General features: G+C 68.4%; 17 protein-coding genes. 9 read left to right on the forward strand and 8 right to left on the reverse strand.

Going from position 1 to position 17,863, the window contains the following annotated elements:
* A partial coding sequence (locus tag ACFDTC_RS10745) for a UbiA family prenyltransferase (protein ID WP_375258873.1) occupies nucleotides 1-436 on the reverse strand: 436 nt, incomplete at its 3' end.
* 124 nt (nucleotides 437-560) lie between these two features.
* Complete coding sequence (coxB, locus tag ACFDTC_RS10750) at nucleotides 561-1,442, reverse strand: cytochrome c oxidase subunit II (RefSeq protein ID WP_375258874.1); 882 nt, start codon at nucleotides 1,440-1,442, stop codon at nucleotides 561-563.
* A gap of 171 nt (nucleotides 1,443-1,613) precedes the next feature.
* On the opposite strand from coxB, the gene tldD reads away from it, so the two are divergent.
* From tldD to ACFDTC_RS10780, 6 genes are all read left to right on the forward strand, one after another.
* Nucleotides 1,614-3,035 (forward strand): metalloprotease TldD, encoded by a 1,422-nt coding sequence (gene tldD / locus ACFDTC_RS10755; protein WP_375258875.1) that lies wholly within the window; start codon nucleotides 1,614-1,616, stop codon nucleotides 3,033-3,035.
* Between the two features lie 146 nt (nucleotides 3,036-3,181).
* Entirely contained in the window at nucleotides 3,182-4,375 is a 1,194-nt protein-coding gene (dprA, locus tag ACFDTC_RS10760; RefSeq protein WP_375258876.1) for a DNA-processing protein DprA, read from the forward strand.
* Between the two features lie 135 nt (nucleotides 4,376-4,510).
* On the forward strand, nucleotides 4,511-7,237 hold the full coding sequence (topA, locus tag ACFDTC_RS10765) for a type I DNA topoisomerase (RefSeq protein WP_375258877.1): 2,727 nt from the start codon (nucleotides 4,511-4,513) through the stop codon (nucleotides 7,235-7,237).
* Nucleotides 7,238-7,329: 92 nt separating this feature from the next.
* Nucleotides 7,330-8,034 carry a CoA transferase subunit A gene (locus ACFDTC_RS10770; RefSeq protein ID WP_375258878.1) on the forward strand — a complete coding sequence of 235 codons (705 nt, stop codon included), beginning with the start codon at nucleotides 7,330-7,332 and terminating at the stop codon, nucleotides 8,032-8,034.
* Nucleotides 8,034-8,660, forward strand: a complete 627-nt coding sequence (locus tag ACFDTC_RS10775) for a CoA transferase subunit B (protein ID WP_375258879.1) — start codon at nucleotides 8,034-8,036, stop codon at nucleotides 8,658-8,660. Before ACFDTC_RS10770 ends, ACFDTC_RS10775 begins: the two co-directional genes overlap by 1 nt.
* A gap of 292 nt (nucleotides 8,661-8,952) precedes the next feature.
* Complete coding sequence (locus ACFDTC_RS10780) at nucleotides 8,953-9,414, forward strand: YbaK/EbsC family protein (protein ID WP_375258880.1); 462 nt, start codon at nucleotides 8,953-8,955, stop codon at nucleotides 9,412-9,414.
* A 177-nt stretch (nucleotides 9,415-9,591) separates the two neighbouring features.
* On the opposite strand, the gene ACFDTC_RS10785 is transcribed toward ACFDTC_RS10780, so the two are convergent.
* Complete coding sequence (locus ACFDTC_RS10785; protein ID WP_375258881.1) at nucleotides 9,592-10,065, reverse strand: phasin, PhaP; 474 nt, start codon at nucleotides 10,063-10,065, stop codon at nucleotides 9,592-9,594.
* Nucleotides 10,066-10,215: 150 nt separating this feature from the next.
* Nucleotides 10,216-12,021, reverse strand: coding sequence for a PHA/PHB synthase family protein (locus tag ACFDTC_RS10790; RefSeq protein ID WP_375258882.1), 1,806 nt, complete (start codon nucleotides 12,019-12,021; stop codon nucleotides 10,216-10,218).
* A gap of 140 nt (nucleotides 12,022-12,161) precedes the next feature.
* Between ACFDTC_RS10790 and phaZ the strand changes: the two genes are divergently transcribed.
* Nucleotides 12,162-13,430 carry a polyhydroxyalkanoate depolymerase gene (gene phaZ, locus ACFDTC_RS10795; protein WP_375258883.1) on the forward strand — a complete coding sequence of 423 codons (1,269 nt, stop codon included), beginning with the start codon at nucleotides 12,162-12,164 and terminating at the stop codon, nucleotides 13,428-13,430.
* 235 nt (nucleotides 13,431-13,665) lie between these two features.
* On the opposite strand, the gene ACFDTC_RS10800 is transcribed toward phaZ, so the two are convergent.
* From ACFDTC_RS10800 to ACFDTC_RS10815, 4 genes are read right to left on the reverse strand one after another with little or no spacing between them, the layout of a single operon-like run.
* Nucleotides 13,666-14,196 carry an adenine phosphoribosyltransferase gene (locus tag ACFDTC_RS10800; protein WP_375258884.1) on the reverse strand — a complete coding sequence of 177 codons (531 nt, stop codon included), beginning with the start codon at nucleotides 14,194-14,196 and terminating at the stop codon, nucleotides 13,666-13,668.
* Entirely contained in the window at nucleotides 14,196-14,822 is a 627-nt protein-coding gene (locus tag ACFDTC_RS10805) for a LysE family translocator (RefSeq protein ID WP_375258885.1), read from the reverse strand. The genes ACFDTC_RS10800 and ACFDTC_RS10805 overlap by 1 nt, the downstream gene beginning before the upstream one ends.
* Complete coding sequence (locus tag ACFDTC_RS10810; protein ID WP_375258886.1) at nucleotides 14,819-15,700, reverse strand: S-methyl-5'-thioadenosine phosphorylase; 882 nt, start codon at nucleotides 15,698-15,700, stop codon at nucleotides 14,819-14,821. The genes ACFDTC_RS10805 and ACFDTC_RS10810 overlap by 4 nt, the downstream gene beginning before the upstream one ends.
* A 28-nt stretch (nucleotides 15,701-15,728) precedes the next feature.
* A complete protein-coding gene (locus ACFDTC_RS10815) occupies nucleotides 15,729-16,334 on the reverse strand; it encodes a flavin reductase family protein (protein WP_375258887.1) in 606 nt (201 codons plus the stop codon).
* Nucleotides 16,335-16,406: 72 nt separating this feature from the next.
* On the opposite strand from ACFDTC_RS10815, the gene ACFDTC_RS10820 reads away from it, so the two are divergent.
* Together ACFDTC_RS10820 and ACFDTC_RS10825 are read left to right on the forward strand one after the other, a co-directional pair.
* Complete coding sequence (locus tag ACFDTC_RS10820) at nucleotides 16,407-16,898, forward strand: GNAT family N-acetyltransferase (protein ID WP_375258888.1); 492 nt, start codon at nucleotides 16,407-16,409, stop codon at nucleotides 16,896-16,898.
* Between the two features lie 51 nt (nucleotides 16,899-16,949).
* Entirely contained in the window at nucleotides 16,950-17,702 is a 753-nt protein-coding gene (locus ACFDTC_RS10825) for an EcsC family protein (protein WP_375258889.1), read from the forward strand.
* The last annotated feature ends 161 nt before the right edge of the window (nucleotides 17,703-17,863 follow it).

Raw genomic sequence — 17,863 nt, forward strand, 5'->3', positions numbered from 1 at the left:
GCGTCGAGCGCTTCAGCCACATCGTGTAGATGACCACGTAGAAGAAGATCGTGAAGGCCAACAGGCCCGCCGCCAGCCAGTTGGTCGCGAGGCCGAGGAACACCACCGAGAAGCCCGACAGCGCAAGGCCCAGGCCCAGCGCCTCGTCCGGCGCAACACGGCCCGACGGGATCGGCCGCTTGGCGGTGCGCCGCATCAAGGCGTCGATGTCGGCGTCGTACCACATGTTCAACGCGCCCGACGCGCCGCCGCCGACCGCGATGAACAGCACCGCGCAGAATGCCACGAACGGATGTACGGCGACCGGTGCCGCCAGCAGGCCCACCAGCGCCGTGAATACGACAAGCGTCATCACACGCGGTTTCAGCAGGGCGTAGTAGTCGCCGAACTGGGCCTCGGTCTCGTGGCTGCGGGTGTCGAAGCTGGTATCGCTCATGCGGTCCTCTCGGGCGGTGCCTTCGGGATGCTCCCGCCGGGGGCTCCGGCGGGTCGTGTTCCAAAGGCGTGACGCGCGCCGCGTCGCGGCGCCTTGGGCCGGGCGGGCGAACCCGCCCGCGGCCTCAGTTGGTCAGGACCGCGCGGACGTCGGTGTAGTACCCTTCGTCCTTCGAGGCGGCAAGCCAGGCGTCGTACTCGGCCTGCGTGACCACCTTGACCGTGATGGGCATGTAAGCATGCGCGATCCCGCAGAGTTCCGAGCACTGGCCGAAATAGACGCCCTCGTTACCCTCGTCGACCTCGAACCACAGTTCGGCCAGGCGGCCGGGGATGCCGTCCTGCTTCACGCCGAAGGCAGGAACGGTCCACGAATGGATGACGTCCGCGCCGGTCACCTGCATCACGACCGTGGCGCCCGAGGGCACGACGACGGCGGTGTCGGTGGCCAGCAGGAACTCGTCCTCGGAATAGCCGGCTTCCTGCAGCTGCTCGACCACGGCGGGCGTCAGGCGGTTGTCGCCGCCGGTCGCGGGCGAGCCGATCATGAAGCTCTCGTAGCTCAGGTCCTCGCCCACGTACTCGTAACCCCAGTACCACTGGTAGCCGGTCACCTTGATGACGACGTCGCCCTCGGGGATTTCCTGCTGCTTGAACAGCACCGGCAGCGAGAACGCACCGATGAACACCAGGATCACGATCGGGCCCAGGGTCCACGCGATCTCGATCGGCGAGTTGTGGGTGAACCGGCTGGGGTTCGGGTTGGCCCGGCGGTTGTAGCGGATGATCGCGAAGGCGAGCAGCGACGTCACCAGAAGGGTGATGACCGAGATGATGATCACCAGCAGGCCGTCCAGCCACTGCATGTCACGCGCAAGCTCGGTCGCCGCGGGCTGGAAGCCCAGGCCGCCGTTCTCGGGCTTGCCGATGATGGGCAGGTCCTGTGCGAAGGCCGGGGCTCCGGCGATGAGCCCTGCAAGGGCGGTCAGCATCGTCTTGGTTCGCATGTCTCACCTTGATCGGTTGTTCGTCGGTGCCCGCAGCGGGCGGCCGCAGGACGGGCTTTGGTCCGGCCATTGCGTATTCGGCGCTATGAACCATATTCTTCGCAGGGGATAAAGCACCGTCCTTGCGGCAAACCGCCGCTTTTTTCCGACACCTTTTCCGATGAGGCCCGCATGGCAGACGCTCCGTTCCGCCCGTTCGAGACACATCTGGACCGTGACCGGTCCGCGGCGCTGCTGCGCGAGGCGCTGTCCGGCGCCGAGGATGGCGAGCTGTTCCTCGAACGCCGCCGCTCCGAGGTGCTGGTCTTCGACGACGGACGGGTGAAGACCGCCAGCTACGACGCCGCCGAGGGATTCGGCCTGCGCGCCGTGCGCGGCGAGGTCGCCGGCTACGCCCACGCGACCGAAATCAGCGAGGCCGCGCTGAAGCGCGCGGTCGACACCGCGCGGCTGGCCGTGGGCGACGGAGGCGGCGTCATGGCGCCGCCGCCGCCGGGCACGAACCGGACGCTCTACACCGACGCCGACCCGATCGACGGCGCAGCTTTCCCGGTGAAGCTCGACACCCTGCGCGAGATCGACGCCTTCGCCCGCGAGCTCGACTCGCGCGTCGTGCAGGTGACCGCGATGGTCGCGGCTTCGCTGCAGGAGGTGTCGATCCTGCGCCCCGAGGGCGGTCTGGTCAGCGACGTGCGCCCGATGACCCGCGTCAATGTCTCGGTCATCGTCGAGGAGAACGGCCGCCGCGAGGCCGGCACCGCCGGGGGCGGCGGGCGCGTCACGCTGGACGGTCTGTTGGAGCCCGCGGATTGGCAGGGCAAGACGCGCGAGGCGCTGCGCATCGCGCTGGTGAACCTGCGCGCCGAACCCGCCCCGGCCGGCGTCATGGACATCGTGCTTGGTCCCGGCTGGCCCGGTATCCTGCTGCACGAGGCCATCGGCCACGGGCTCGAGGGCGATTTCAACCGCAAGGGCAGCTCGGCCTTCGCGGGGCTTTTGGGGCAGCAGATCGCCTCGAAGGGCGTGACCGTGCTGGACGACGGCACGATCCCCGACCGGCGCGGCAGCATCTCGATCGACGACGAGGGCACGCCGTCGGGCAAGAACGTGTTGATCGAGGACGGCAAGCTGGTGGGCTACATGCAAGACCGCCAGAACGCGCGGCTGATGGGCGTCGAGCCCACCGGCAACGGCCGGCGCGAAAGCTTCGCCCACATTCCGATGCCGCGCATGACCAACACATACATGCTGGGCGGCGACGCCGATCCGGCCGACATCGTGGCCGACCTGAAGGACGGCATCTGGGCCGTGGGCTTCGGCGGCGGACAGGTTGACATCACCAACGGCAAGTTCGTCTTTTCCTGCACCGAGGCCTACCGCGTGAAGGACGGCAAGGTCGGCGCGCCGGTCAAGGGCGCGACGCTGATCGGGGACGGCGCCACCGCGCTGAGCCAGATTCGCGCGCTGGGCAACGACATGGCGCTGGATCCCGGCATGGGCAATTGCGGCAAGCAGGGACAGTGGGTGCCGGTGGGCGTGGGCCAGCCGACGGTGATGATCGGCGGGCTGACGGTGGGCGGCTCGGGAAGCTGAGATCGAGGGGCCGCGCGTCGCGTGCGCGGCCCGCCTCCGATCAATGTGACTAAAACCGCTTTGAAAACGAAATTTTCCTAATCGGTTTACCTTGGATTAACCAACCCCGCGTTACCCAGAATGGGCAAGACGACGGGGTCTGGACGATGGACGACAGTTACTCTTCCGCTCACCCCCCACTCCCACCCACCACGGAAGACGACCGGGTGTCCCGGCTCCGTCTCTTGCGCTCGCGCCGCGTCGGCGTGACGACTTTCTGGCGCCTGATGGACGAACACGGAACGGCCGCCGCCGCGCTGGAGGCGCTGCCCGAGGTCGCCCGCGCCGCCGGCACCGACAATTATCAAGCCTGCACCGAAGCGAGCGCCCTGGCCGAGATGGCCGAGGCGCGCCGCGCCGGCGCCCGCATGCTGTTCCGGGGCGAGAAAGGCTATCCGTCCGATCTGTCGGCGCTGACTGACGCACCGCCGTTCCTGTGGGTCATCGGCGAAACTGCCGCGCTGGACCGGCCGATGGTCGCCCTCGTCGGTGCCCGCAATGCGTCTTCGCTGGGCACACGCATGGCGCGGCGGCTGGCCGAGGAACTGGGCGAGGCCGGCTTCGTCGTCGTCTCGGGGCTGGCGCGCGGGATCGACACCGCGGCGCATCTGGCCGCGCTCGATACCGGCACGGTGGCCGTCATGGCCGGCGGCGTCGACATGATCTATCCGCCCGAGAACGCGCGCCTCGCCGACGACATCGTGGCGCGTGGCGGCGCGCGGGTCAGCGAGCAGCCCATGGGCGTGCAGCCGCAGGCGCGTCACTTCCCGACGCGCAACCGGATCGTCGCGGGACTCGCCCGCGGCGTCGTGGTGGTCGAGGCGGCAGCGAAATCGGGTTCGCTCATCACAGCGCGGCTGGCGCTGGACATCGGGCGCGAGGTGCTGGCGGTGCCGGGCCACCCGCTGGATGCACGCGCGGGCGGCTGCAACATCCTGATCCGCGACGGCGCCCGCCTTGTCCGTGGCGCGCAGGACGTGCTCGAGGCGCTGCCGCCTGCGGAGGCGCAGGCCGCGTTGCCGCTGGCCATGCCGGACGCCGACCGTCGCGAGCTGCATCGCCTGCGGGAACCGGCGCAGGCGCCGGTGCAGGCGCCCGAGGAGAGGACGCTGCGCGACTCCGCGCGCCTGCACGACGCGATCATCGCCCGCCTCGGCCCGTCCCCGATCGCCGAGGACCAGCTGATCCGCGACCTCGGCGCCACCGCCGGCCACGTCGCGCCGGTCCTGACCGACCTCGAACTCGACGGCCGCGTGCTGCGGCAGCCGGGCGGTCTGCTGAGCCTTCTGCCGCCTGCCTGAGGGCCCACTCGGACGAGACGTCGGGTGCCCGTCGGGGCGGGTCTGCATTGACAAGCCCCCGTCCGACCCCACATGGCTGAACGCTGAACCACGGGCCTCCCGCGCCCGAAAACAAGCCAAGAGGTCAGTCAGCAGATGCCCGTCGTCGTCGTCGAGTCCCCGGCCAAGGCCAAGACCATCAACAAGTATCTTGGCCCGGACTACACGGTTCTCGCGTCCTACGGGCACGTCCGCGACCTGCCGCCGAAGAACGGATCGGTCGAGCCGGACGACGATTTCGCCATGACGTGGGAGATCGGAGCCGATTCGCGAAAGCATGTCTCTGCTATCGCCGAAGCGCTGAAGACCGACGACGCTCTGATCCTCGCCACCGACCCCGACCGCGAGGGCGAGGCGATCAGTTGGCACCTGCGCGAGGCGCTGACCAAGCGGCGCAGCATCAAGAAGACCACCGACGTCAAGCGCGTCACCTTCAACGCCATCACCAAGGCCGCGGTGACCGAGGCGATGAAGAACCCGCGCGACATCGACGCGCCTTTGGTCGAGGCGTATCTGGCCCGCCGCGCGCTCGACTACCTCGTCGGCTTCAACCTCAGCCCCGTGCTGTGGCGCAAGCTGCCCGGCGCGCGCAGCGCGGGCCGCGTGCAGTCGGTCTGCCTTCGCCTGATCGTCGAGCGCGAGATGGAGATCGAGGCGTTTCGCCCCCGCGAATACTGGCAGGTGAAGGCGCAGCTCGCCACGCCGCGAGGCCAGACCTTCGAGGCGCGGCTGGTCACGCTGGCCGGCAAGAAGCTGGACAAGTACGACCTCGAGAACGCCACGCAGGCCGAGATGGCGGTGCAGGCGGTCAGCTCCCGCGCGCTGCACGTGGCATCGGTCGAGGCCAAGCCGGGCAGCCGCAACCCGTCTGCGCCCTTCATGACCTCAACCCTGCAGCAGGAAGCCAGCCGCAAGTTCGGAATGGGCGCGCGCCAGACCATGTCTGCCGCGCAGCGCCTCTACGAGGCGGGGCACATCACCTACATGCGGACCGACGGCATCGACATGGCCCCCGAGGCCGTGATGGCCGCCCGCGACGCGATCAAGGAGCGTTACGGCGACAAGTACGTCCCGAAATCGCCCCGCATGTACAAGAACAAGGCCAAGAACGCGCAGGAAGCGCACGAGTGCATCCGCCCCACCGACATGCGCAAGGACGCCGAGAGCCTGCGCCTCAAGGACGCCGACCAGCGCAAGCTGTACGATCTGATCTGGAAGCGCACGCTCGCCTGCCAGATGGAGGCCGCGCGTCTGGAGCGAACCACCGTCGAGATCGAAAGCGACGACCGCCAGGTCGGCCTGCGCGCCACGGGGCAGGTCGTGCTGTTCGACGGCTTCCTCAAGGTCTACGAAGAGGGGCGCGACGAGCCGGTCGAGGACGACGACAAGCGCCTGCCGCAGATCAGTGAAGGCGACAAGGCGCCCTTCGCCAAGGACGCGCCGCTGGCCGGCGCCTATGCGAAGGCGACGTCCAAGGACGACGAGGTCGTCGAGGCCGCGGCCGCAAAGGGCATGATGCGCCACGACTCCGCCGTGCTGGCCGAGAACGGCGCGGTGCTCGCCACCCAAAGCCACACGCAGCCGCCGCCGCGCTACACCGAGGCGACGCTGGTCAAGCGGATGGAAGAGCTCGGCATCGGCCGGCCCTCGACCTATGCCAGCATCGTCACCACAATCCAGGAACGCGAATACGTCCGCAAGGACCAGAACCGCCTGATCCCCGAGGACAAGGGCCGCATCGTCACGATCTTCCTGCTCAACTTCTTCAAGCGCTACGTTGAATACGACTTCACCGCCGCGCTCGAGGACGAGCTGGACGAGGTCAGCGCCGGCAAGGAGGACTACAAGGAACTGCTGGGCAAGTTCTGGCGCGACTTCTCGGCCGCGATCGCCGAGACGTCCGACCTGCGCATCGCCGAGGTTCTCGACGTGCTCGACGACGCGCTGGCGCCGCAGCTCTACCCGCCGCGCGAGGACGGCACCGACCCGCGCACGTGCCCGCTCTGCGGCCAGGGCAGCCTTCACCTCAAGACCTCGCGCTCGGGCGGCTTCGTCGGCTGCTCGCGCTACCCCGAATGCCGCTACACGCGCCCGATCGGTGGCGACGCCGCCGAAACCGAGGACCGCGTGCTGGGCATCGACGACAACGGCGAGGAGATCAGCCTGCGCACCGGCCGCTTCGGCCCCTACGTCCAGCGCGGCGAGGTGACCGAGGACAACAAGAAGCCCGACCGCGCCAGCCTGCCCAAGGGCTGGCAGGCCGACCAGATGACGCTCGAGAAGGCGCTGACGCTGCTGTCGCTGCCGCGCATCGTCGGGATGCATCCCGACGGCGGCGAGGTGAAGTCGAACTTCGGCCGTTTCGGTCCCTACATCTTCCACCAGGTCCCGGACGAGCCCAAGGGCGTCTACGTCAACCTCAAGGATCCCGCCGACGTCTTCGAGATCGGCATGAACCGCGCGGTCGAACTGCTGGCCGCCAAGCGCGCCAATCCTGGCGGGCGGGGCAGGGCGGCCGCGAAGCCGCTCAAGGAGCTTGGCGAGCACCCGGAAGAAGGCGGCGCGGTCGCCATCCTCGACGGCCGCTACGGGCCTTACGTGAAGTGGGAGAAGGTCAATGCCACGATCCCCGACGGCACCGACCCGGCAGACGTGACCATGGACATGGCCGTCGCGCTTCTGGCCGAGAAGGCCAAGAAGGGCGGCAAGAAGAAGGCCGCGCCCAAGAAGGCCGCCGCGAAAAAGCCCGCGGCCAAGAAGGCGCCCGCGAAGAAACCGGCCGCGAAGACCTCCACGGCGAAGAAGAAGGACGCGGCCGAGTAGGCCGGTCCCGCCCCGGTGGCGCGGCCGCGCGTTGACTTCGCCTGCCGCAGGCGCGAAAACACGCGCGATCCAGCCATTCAGGGAGAAGGTGAATGAAGAAGGTCTATGGCTCGGCAGCCGAGGCGCTCGACGGGCTGCTGCGCGACGACATGCTCATCGCGGCGGGCGGCTTCGGCCTCTGCGGCATCCCGGAACTTCTGATCGACGCGATCGTCGCGTCGGGGGTCAAGAACCTCACCATCGCGTCGAACAACGCGGGCGTGGACGGCTTCGGTCTGGGCAAGCTGCTGGAATCCCGCCAGGTGAAGAAGATGATGTCGTCCTACGTGGGCGAGAACAAGGAATTCATGCGCCAGTACCTCGGCGGCGAGCTTGAGCTCGAGTTCAACCCGCAGGGCACCCTGGCCGAGCGCATGCGCGCCGGCGGCGCGGGCATCGCGGGCTTCTACACCAAGACCGGCTACGGCACCCAGATCGGCGAAGGCAAAGAGGTCAAGGTCTTCAACGGCGAGCATTACATCCTTGAGGAAGGCATCTTCGCCGACCTCGCCATCGTCAAGGCGTGGAAGGCCGACCCGACCGGCAACGCGATCTTCCGCAAGACTGCGCGCAACTTCAATCCGCCGGCGGCCATGTGCGGCAAGGTCTGCGTGATGGAGGTCGAGGAGATCGTCGAGGCCGGCACGCTGGACCCCGACCACATTCACCTGCCGGGTGTCTACGTGCACCGGATCGTGCAGGGCGAGCACGAGAAACGGATCGAACAGCGGACCGTCCGCAAGCGGGAGGAAGCCTGATGCCTTGGGATCGTGACCAGATGGCGGCGCGGGCCGCGCAGGAACTCGAAGACGGCATGTACGTCAATCTCGGGATCGGGATCCCGACGCTGGTGGCCAACTACATCCCCGAGGGGGTCGAGGTCACGCTGCAGTCCGAGAACGGCATGCTGGGCATGGGGCCCTTCCCCTACGAGGGCGAGGAAGACCCCGACCTGATCAACGCCGGCAAGCAGACCATCACCGAGCTGCCGCATACCAGCTTCTTCGACAGCGCGACCAGCTTCGGGATGATCCGGGGCGGCAAGATCGCGATGGCGATCCTGGGCGCGATGGAGGTGGCCGAGAACGGCGACCTGGCGAACTGGATGATCCCGGGCAAGCTGATCAAGGGCATGGGCGGGGCGATGGACCTCGTGGCCGGGGTCAAGCGGGTCGTCGTGGTGATGGACCACACCAACAAGGCGGGCGAGCCGAAGCTGCTCAAGGCCTGCACCCTGCCGCTGACCGGCACGGGCGTGGTGAACCGGATCGTGACCAACCTCGGGGTGCTCGACGTGGTCGAGGGCGGGCTCAAGATCGTGGAATGCGCCGACGGCGTGACCGAGGACGAGATCCGCGAGAAGACCGAGGCCAACATCGTCTGAGTTCGGGTGTCCCACGATGGGACATGCCGGCGCGCAAGCAATATCAATGGCTTGCAGGGACGAATTTACCTGGGCTTAACGAATGCCCCGATCCGCCGTGCGCGGGTCGGGGCTTTTTCATGGCCTCTCGGGGTGGCCCGCGGCCGTCCCCTGCCGAAGGCAGGGGACGGCTGAACCGGTGCGCCGAAGGCGCTCGTCTGGGTCACGGGCGGCGCCGCGAAAGGCGGCTGGACAGCGGTGCTGCGCCTCAGCACTCTGCGCCGCGAAAATGTCCCTGTCCGAGAAACCGACCATGAGCATCCAGTCCGTCCGCAGCTTCTTCGCCGAACACGCCCCCGACCTGGAGGTGCTGGAGCACGACACCAGCACCGCGACCGTGGCCGAGGCGGCGCGCGCGCTGGGCGTGGCCGAGGGGCAGATCGCCAAGACGCTGTCGCTGCGCGCGGGCGAGCGGGTCATCCTGCTGGTGGCGCGCGGCGACGCGCGGCTGGACAATCGCAAATACAAGGCGCAGTTCGGCACCAAGGCCAAGATGCTGCCCGCGGCCGAGGTCGAGGAGATCACCGGCCACCCGGTCGGCGGGGTCTGCCCCTTCGGGCTGGCGCAGCCGCTCGAGGTGCATTGCGACGTCTCGCTGCGGGCCTTCGACGAGGTCTACCCGGCGGCGGGCGCGCCCAACGCCGCGGTGCGCATCGGCACGGAGCGTCTTGCGGCGCTGACCGGCGCGACGTGGGTCGACGTGGTTCAGGACTAGCGAATCCGGCCACGCCGGGCGAACGGACCGCGCCGGACGAGAAGCGATCCGGGGAGCCGCGAAGCAGGCTCAGACGGCCCCGCGCCGGAAAAAGAAAGGGCGGGTTCCGAAGAACCCGCCCCTGGCTTGCGCCGATTGGGAGGAGAGGCGCAAAAACCGTACCGTTTACTGCACCAATTACTTGGCTGCGGCGGTCGCCTTCTTGGCGTTCGCGGTCATGTCGTCGGTGGCCTTCTTCATGGCGGCCGACGCGTCTTCCGAGAAATCCTTGCCGGCGGCCATCATCAGCTCGACCGTGTCCATCTGGACCTTCTTGGCGACTTCGGCGAAGGCGGCCATGTGCTCGGCGGTCATCTCGGCCTGGGCGGACGCGAACTCGGTCATCGCCTTGGCGTAGTCGGCCGGGTCGGCCTTCGCCTTGGAGATGTCGGACATCCGGTTCAGCGTGTCCTTGGTCCACTTGGCAGAGATCTCGGTCGACTTCTCGGCCGCTTCCAGCGCGACGTGCGACAGCTTCTCGTTCATGGTCGCGGTCGTCTTGAAGGCGTCTTCCATGGCCTTCGTGTCGACCGGGAACGCACCCATCATGTCCTTGGGAAATGCGTTCATCATGTCTTTCATCATCGTGTTGATGTCTTGTGCTTTGGCCATGATCTCGATCCTTTTCTGTCTCGACTGTCCGGCGGGCCCACCCCGCCTTTCGCTTGGCTGACAGATATATGCATGCTGCAGTGCGGCATTTCAAGGATTATTGCTGCACTGCGGCAAAATCGACCGCACTTTCCCCTAAGTCACTCGGACTCAGTGATTTTGCTGAGCGGCCTTCAATTTGACGTAGGTGCCGGGGGCCGGGCAGAGCGCAGGATAGCGCGAATCGGCGCCCGGTTCGCGGGCCTCGACCTGCTTGCCGGCGCGCTTTTTCAGCCAGGCCTCCCAACGCGGCCACCACGAGCCCTGGTGCCGTTCCGCGCCCTCGAGCCACTCGGCCGGGGACAGCGACAGGTCGTCGTTGGTGTAATGGCCGTACTTGTTCTTGGTGGGCGGGTTGACGATGCCGGCGATGTGCCCGGACTGGCCGACGATGAAGGTCTTCGAGCGCGACTTCATCATCTGTACGCCGCGATAGACGTCCTTCCAGGCGGCGATGTGGTCGCCCTCGGTCGCGACCGAGATCAGGGGGATGTCCACGTCGGCCACGTCAAGCACCTCGCCCATCAGCTCGAAGCGACCTTCGGCGAAGGCGTTGTCCTGGCAGAGGCCGCGCAGGTACTGCATGAACATCTTGCCGGGCAGGTTCGCGCCGTCGCCGTTCCAGTAGAGCAGGTCGAATGCGGGCGGCGTCTCGCCCATCATGTAGGACTTGATCGCGGGGCCGTAGATCAGGTCGTTCGAGCGCAGGAAGGAAAACGTGCGCGCCATGATGAACGACGGCAGGATGCCCTCGGCGTTGATCTCGGATTCGATCCCCGAGGCGAAGTCCTCCTGCAGGAAGGGCGTGAACTCGCCCTGGTCGCTGAAGTCGGTCAGCGCGGTGAAGAAGGTGGCCGACTTGACCGACTTGTCGCCGCGCTTCTTCAGCAGCGACAGGGTGAGCGCCAGCGTGGTGCCGGCGATGCAGTAGCCCACCGCGTTGATCTGCTTGGTGCCGCAGATCTCCTTGGCGATCTCGATCGCCTTGAGGTAGCCGTCCTGGATGTAATCCTCGAGCCCGGTCTCGGCATAGCCGTTGTCGGGGTTGATCCAGCTGACCACGAAGAGGGTATAGCCCTGGTCGACGATCCAGCGGATCAGGCTGTTGTCGGGTTTCAGGTCGAGGATGTAGAACTTGTTGATCCAGGGCGGGAACAGCACGATCGGCGTCTCGTGCACCGTGCCGGTGGTGGGCGCGTACTGGATCACCTCCATCATGCGGTTGCGGTAGATCACCTCTCCGGCCGCGGTGGCGATGTTGCGCCCGATCTCGAAGGCGGATTCGTCGGCGAGGCGCACGATCAGCTCGCCGTTGTTGGCCTCGAGGTCGCCGACGAGATTTTCCAGACCCTTCACCAGGCTTTCGCCGTCGGTCTCGATCGCCTTCATCAGCGCGTCGGGATTGGTCGCGAGGAAGTTCGTGGGCGCGACCATGTCGACGATCTGCTTGGCGAAATAGCTGACGCGGCGCCGTTCAAGCGGGTCGAGGTCGTCCATCTGCTCGACCGCGGTGGCGATGGCCTCGGCGTTGATCAGGTATTGCTGCTTGATGAAGTTGAAGTAGGGGTGTTCGTCCCACAGCGGGTTGGCGAAGCGCTTGTCCTTGGGGCCGGGGTCTTCGGGCGCGGCGAGCTTGCCCTGCGCCAGGACCTGCTGGGCCTCGACGAAATGGGTGACCGTCTTGCCCCAGTACTGCACCTGCTGCTCGATGATCTTGGCGGGGTTGTGCATCCAGTCGTGCCAGTAGGCCTGCGCCGCCTTGGCATAGAGCGACGTGTCCGGACCGCTGAGCGCGGTCGGCGTCGGTTTGCGGTTCGACAGGGCGGCGACCAGCCGCTGGGACAGCTCCTCGACCCGGGCCATGTTCGCGTCGAGCCGGGCGCGGCTGGCGCCCGCATCGTCGTCCTTCATTGCCATTGCGGAATTCTCCCCCTATTTTGCAGGTGCAGAATATCGTCGCCGGCTGCGGGGGGCAAAGCGACGAATTAACTCGGACCGTGGTATCGGCCGCATTGTGCCCCCGGACATCCGTGCCCGGACGAAGGAAAGGATTACCCATGCGCTACATGGCGACATACGACCTGATGGAGACCATGCGCAACACGAATCAGTGGTTGGGCGCGACCGCCCGGACGCTGGCATCCTACCCCGGGATGGCCATGTTGCCCAACCCGGCGATCCGCTGGTGGGGCGCCTGGGGCGAGGTGGCCGAGCGCTCGTTCGAGCGGATGGCGGCCAAGCCGGACTGGGGGATCGGTTCCGTGACCGGCGATGACGGGCGCGACCACCTGGTCAGCGTCGACACCGCGGTCAGCAAGCCGTTCGGCGACCTGCTGCACTTCAACGTGGTGGGCCGCGAGACGCAGGCGCGCAAGATCCTGCTGGTGGCGCCGATGTCGGGCCACTACGCGACGCTGCTGCGCTCGACCGTGAAGTCGCTGATCGTGAACTGCGAGGTCTACGTCACCGACTGGCGCAACGCGCGCGACATCCCCGTCAGCTGCGGCAAGTTCGATATCGAGGATTACACCCTCTACATCATGGACTTCATGCGGCATCTCGGCCCCGAGACCAACGTGGTGGCGGTGTGCCAGCCCGCGCCGCTGGTGCTGGCCGCGACCGCCTACCTGGCCGAGCTCGATCCCGACGCGCAGCCGCGCACGCTGACGCTGATCGGCGGGCCGATCGACCCGGACGCGACCCCCACTGACGTCACCGATTTCGGCGCGCGGGTGACCATGGGCCAGCTCGAGGAGACGATGATCCAGCGCGTGGGGTTCAAGTACCCGGGCGTTGGGCGGATGGTCTATCCGGGCCTGCTGCAGCTGGCGAGCTTCGTGTCGATGAACGCCGAGCGGCACAGCCAGGCCTTCAACGACCAGATCCTGCGCGTCGCGCGCGGCGAAGCGAGCGACCACGATGCGCACAACCGGTTCTACGACGAGTACCTGGCGGTGATGGACATGCCGGCCGAGTTCTACCTGTCGACGGTCGAGCGGATCTTCAAGAACGGCGAGATCGCGAAGAACGCATTCGTCGTGGCCGGCCACAAGGTGGATATCGGCGCGATCACCCGCGTCGCGGTGAAGACGGTCGAGGGCGCGAAGGACGATATCTCGGCGCCCGGGCAATGCGTCGCCGCGCTGGACCTGTGCACCGGGTTGCCGGCGTCGAAGAAGGCCAGCCACGTCGAGCCGGGCGCCGGGCATTACGGCATCTTCGCCGGCAAGAGCTGGCGCAACAACATCCGCCCGCTGGTGCTGAATTTCATCGACCAGAACGCGGGCGAGGGTGCGGATGCGCGGAAGGCGGTCGAGGTCGCCTGATCCCCTGATCCTGTCACGTTGAGCGCGGGCCTGGTGGCCCGCGCGCCGATCAGTCGGCGCCGCCCTGCGGGCGGACGCCTCCGGCGGGGCCAGGTTGCTTTGGTTTGGCTGTGACGACGGGTTTCGCTGCGGCGCGGGTGGATTGGGGGCTCTGCCCCGGCCGCGCTGGCGCGGCCTCCCCGGGATATTTTCGGAGAGAAGAAGCCTCTGGGTGCGCCCCACGGGGCGGCGCGCGTCAGAGGCCCTCGTAGGTGCAGAGCGCGTGCACCTCCATGCCCAGTCCCTCGAGCCGCTTGCGGCCGCCGAGGTCGGGCAGGTCGACGATGAAGGCGCAGCCGATGATCTCGCCGCCCAGCCGTTCCACCAGCTTGATGCCGGCCTCGGCCGTGCCGCCGGTGGCCAGCAGGTCGTCGACGAGCAGCACGCGCTCGCCCGGCTGGATCGCGTCGTCGTGCACCTCGACGATCGCCTCGCCGTATTCGAGCTGGTAGGCCTCGGAAATCACCGCGGCGGGCAGCTTTCCCTTCTTGCGGATCGGCACGAAGCCCGCCGAGAGCTGGTGCGCCACCGCGCCGCCGAGGATGAAGCCGCGCGCCTCGAGCCCCACGACCTTGTCGAAGCGTACGCCCGCATAGGGGTGCAGCAGCTGGTCGATCGCGATGCGGAAGCCGCGCGGATCGGCGAAGAGCGTGGTCACGTCTCGGAACAGGATCCCCTCGTGCGGGAAGTCGGCGATGGTGCGGATGTAGTCGCGGACGTCTTTCATCAGGCTCTCCTCAGGGTGGCCGTGAGCGCGGCCATCGCGATCAGCATCGCCCCGCCGGCCCGCGCCAGCCAGGCCTGCGCCGAGGGCCGTGCCACGCGGGCGCGCAGCCGGTCGGCCGCCAGCGCATAGGCCAGCACGTTCAGCGCCGCAAGGGTGACGAAGGTCGTGACGAGGAGCGCGAATTGCGGCGCGAGCGCGCGGGTCGGATCGACGAATTGCGGCACGAAGGCGATGAAGAAGGCGATGCTCTTGGGGTTGAGCGCGGTCACGGTGGCGGCGTGCCGGAACATGCCGCGCGCGGGGACGGGCTGTACGGTTTCCGTTTCTTGCGCGCCCATGGCGTTCGCGCCGCGGATCATGCGGATGCCGAGCCACAGCAGGTAGGCGGCCCCGGCCCATTTCAGCGCCGTGAAGGCGGTGGCCGAGGCCGCGACCAGCGCGCCCAGCCCGGCGAGCGAGGCGGACATGGCGATGAAGTCGCCGGTGGCGACGCCCACGGCGGTGATCAGCGCCACCTTGCGCCCGCCCGACAGCGCGTAGCTGATGACCAGCAACACCGTGGGCCCCGGGATCGCCAGCAGGACGGCCGAGGCGGCGACGAAGCCGATCCAGGTCTCGAGACTCATGACGCGGCCCCGAGGATGCGGCCGGCCACGGCGTCGAGCCGCGCCAGCACGGCGGGGTCGCGCTTGTCCGGCGCGGTGAGGATCGCGTGGTCCAGCGCGCGGTCGCAGCCGCAGGGGCAGGGCGCGCGGTCGCCGCCGAGGCGCTCGGGCAGGCCGCGGGCCAGCGCGCGGCCCTTGTCGGCGTTGCCGGTGAGGATGGCGACGATGTCGGTGATGTCGACGGCGCCGTGGTCGGGGTGCCAGCTGTCGTAATCGGTGACCATGGCGACGGAAGCGTAGCAAAGCTCGGCTTCGCGGGCGAGGCGGGCCTCGGGCATGTTGGTCATGCCGATCACGTCGGCGCCCCAGGCGCGGAACATGCGCGATTCCGCCACGCTGGAGAATTGCGGGCCTTCCATGGCGAGGTACGTGCCGCCGTCGTGTACCGTGATGCCGGCGGCCTGCGCGGCCTCGAGGCAGGTGCGGGCGAGGCGGGCGCAGGTCGGGTGCGCGATCGAGACGTGCGCGACGCAGCCGGTGCCGAAGAACGACCGCTCGCGCGCGTTGGTGCGGTCGATGAACTGGTCGACGACGACGAAATGGCCGGGCGCGTATCCCTCGCGGAAGGACCCGCAGGCCGAGACCGAGACCACGTCGGTCACGCCGAGGCGTTTGAGCGCGTCGATGTTGGCGCGGTAGGGCACGGTGGTGGGGCTGTGCACGTGGCCGCGCCCGTGGCGGGGCAGGAAGGCCATCGGCACGCCGCCCAAGGAGCCGGTCAGGATCTCGTCCGAGGGGGCGCCCCAGGGCGTGTCGACCGCCTGCCAGCGGGCGTCTTCCAGCCCGTCGATCTGGTATAGGCCCGAGCCGCCGATCACGCCGATCATCGTTGCCGTCATGTCTGGTCCTTCCGGTCGGGCCGCGGGATCATTCGCCGGGGCGCTTGAGCGAGAACTTCTCGCGCACGACGGTATAGTCGCGGTAGCCCATGCGCGACAGCGGATTGAAGCGCAGCACGTCGAAGATGCCGTCGACCAGGCAATCGTCGCGCATGTGCACGCCGACGACCTCGCCGAAGACGGCGAAGTTCGCCTCGCCGGGCAGCTTGACGATCTCGGTCAGGCGGCATTCGAGGTTGGCGGGCGCGCCCGCCACGCGCGGGCAGTCGATCGTCTCGCACTGGGCCTTGTCGATGCCGGCATGCTCGAACTCGTCCACCTCGCGCGGGTGGGCGCCCGAGGTCCGGTTCATCGCGTCGCGCATGGCGTATTCGACGATGTTCACGCAGAAGACGCCGGTGTCCCGGATCTGGGCGACGCTGTCCTTGGTGTCGCCGCGGTCCTCCTTGACGGAGGTCGACGAGAACATCACCTGCGGCGGCACGTAGGCCACGGCGTTGAAGAACGAGTAGGGCGCGAGGTTGTCCTGCCCGTCCGAGCCGCGGGTCGAGATCCAGCCGATGGGCCGCGGCGTCACGATGGCGTTGAACGGGTTGTGCGGCAGGCCGTGGCCGTCTTCGGGGCGGTAGAACATGCGGGGTCTCCGGTTTGCGCGTCTCTCGGACCCGTGATACGGCCGCTTGCGCCGGAATGCACGGGGGGTCGCGTGTTCACGCTTGCACAGGAAACGCGCGACGACGGCTGGGAGGTCGAGGCGCTCTACGACACATGCTTCGCGCCGGGGCGGCAGGCGCTGTCGTCCTACCGGCTGCGCGAGGGCGTGCCGCCGATCGCGGCGCTGTGCGTCGTGGCGCGCGACGAGGGCGGGCACATGGGCGGCGCGATCCGCTACTGGCCGGTCTGCGTGGGCGGGGCGCGCGCGCTGCTGCTGGGTCCGGTGGCGGTGCATCCCACCGCGCAGGGCGAGGGGCTTGGCGGCGCACTGATCCGCGAAACGCTGGCCCGCGCCGAGGCGATGGGAGAGGCGCGGGTGATGCTGGTGGGCGACGCGCCCTATTATGCGCGCTTCGGGTTCGAGCGCCTGAACGGGGTCGAGATGCCGCCGCCGACCAACCCCGAGCGCGTGCTGGGCTGCGCGCTGGTGCCAGGCGCCTGGGACGGCGTCGCGGGCGAGGTCGAGGCCGCGCGGAACGGTTGACGCGGCCCGGCGGTTTGTCATCGTGAAGGCCAAGCTGCAAGGAGCCGCCCGATGACCGGAACCGAACTCATCCCCACGTCGATCGAGCCGCAGCTGGCGGCGCTGGCGCGGCGGCACCGGGCGGCGAACAACCTCGGGATGCAGCTGATCAACCTGCTGGGAGGTCGCGCCGAATCGCTGGTCGAGCGGCTGCCGCAGGGCGTGCGAGACCGGCTCGAAGACGCGACGGGCCGCGCGCTGGAAAACGCGATGCACGCCGCGCGGGCGTCGCGCGGCGTGGTGCCGGACCAGCGCGGCTGGTTCAACACGGCGCTGACCACGGCGATGGGCGCCGCCGGCGGCGCGGGCGGGCTGCCCACGGCGCTGGCCGAGCTGCCGGTGACGGTGACGGTGCTACTGCGCGCGATCCAGGGCGTGGCGGCCGAGCACGGCTTCGATCCCGCGGACCCCGAGGTGCAGAAGGCGTGTCTGTCGGTCTTCGCGTCGGCCGGGCCGCTGGCGCGCGACGAGGGGGTCGACATGGGGTTCCTGTCGGCGCGGATGACGCTGAGCGGCGCCACGGTGCACGGCATCGTCGCGCGCGTGGCGCCGCGGCTGGCGACCGTGCTGGGCCAGAAGCTGGCGGCGCAGACGGTGCCGCTGCTGGGCGCCGCGGCGGGGGCGGCCACGAACTACGCCTTCACCAGCTACTATCAGGAAATGGCGCACGTGACCTTCGGCCTGCGCCGGATCGCCGAGGACAGTGGCACGTCCTATCCGGCGATCGTCGGCGCCTTCGACGACGCGGTAAAGAAAATCGGCTGATGGCCGCCCGCGTTAACCGAACGTTCAGGTTAATGCCGCTAGATCAATCCGACCGCGCTGGAACAGGCAAGGTCGGAAAGGTCCGCTCAAGAACCGCATAGAGGCCCGTCGCAAAAGGCGGCGGCCCGAATGGTCGGGAGGGGCCCACCGTGGCGCGAAAC

The sequence above is a fragment of the Citreimonas sp. genome, from assembly GCF_042096055.1.
GTDB lineage: Bacteria > Pseudomonadota > Alphaproteobacteria > Rhodobacterales > Rhodobacteraceae > Citreimonas.

Coding starts and splice junctions, on each gene's coding strand:
- coxB (WP_375258874.1), bottom strand. CDS start 1,442: ATGCGAACCAAGACGATGCTGACCGCCCTTGCAGGGCTCATCGCCGGA.
- tldD (WP_375258875.1), top strand. CDS start 1,614: ATGGCAGACGCTCCGTTCCGCCCGTTCGAGACACATCTGGACCGTGAC.
- dprA (WP_375258876.1), top strand. CDS start 3,182: ATGGACGACAGTTACTCTTCCGCTCACCCCCCACTCCCACCCACCACG.
- topA (WP_375258877.1), top strand. CDS start 4,511: ATGCCCGTCGTCGTCGTCGAGTCCCCGGCCAAGGCCAAGACCATCAAC.
- ACFDTC_RS10770 (WP_375258878.1), top strand. CDS start 7,330: ATGAAGAAGGTCTATGGCTCGGCAGCCGAGGCGCTCGACGGGCTGCTG.
- ACFDTC_RS10775 (WP_375258879.1), top strand. CDS start 8,034: ATGCCTTGGGATCGTGACCAGATGGCGGCGCGGGCCGCGCAGGAACTC.
- ACFDTC_RS10780 (WP_375258880.1), top strand. CDS start 8,953: ATGAGCATCCAGTCCGTCCGCAGCTTCTTCGCCGAACACGCCCCCGAC.
- ACFDTC_RS10785 (WP_375258881.1), bottom strand. CDS start 10,065: ATGGCCAAAGCACAAGACATCAACACGATGATGAAAGACATGATGAAC.
- ACFDTC_RS10790 (WP_375258882.1), bottom strand. CDS start 12,021: ATGGCAATGAAGGACGACGATGCGGGCGCCAGCCGCGCCCGGCTCGAC.
- phaZ (WP_375258883.1), top strand. CDS start 12,162: ATGCGCTACATGGCGACATACGACCTGATGGAGACCATGCGCAACACG.
- ACFDTC_RS10800 (WP_375258884.1), bottom strand. CDS start 14,196: ATGAAAGACGTCCGCGACTACATCCGCACCATCGCCGACTTCCCGCAC.
- ACFDTC_RS10805 (WP_375258885.1), bottom strand. CDS start 14,822: ATGAGTCTCGAGACCTGGATCGGCTTCGTCGCCGCCTCGGCCGTCCTG.
- ACFDTC_RS10810 (WP_375258886.1), bottom strand. CDS start 15,700: ATGACGGCAACGATGATCGGCGTGATCGGCGGCTCGGGCCTATACCAG.
- ACFDTC_RS10815 (WP_375258887.1), bottom strand. CDS start 16,334: ATGTTCTACCGCCCCGAAGACGGCCACGGCCTGCCGCACAACCCGTTC.
- ACFDTC_RS10825 (WP_375258889.1), top strand. CDS start 16,950: ATGACCGGAACCGAACTCATCCCCACGTCGATCGAGCCGCAGCTGGCG.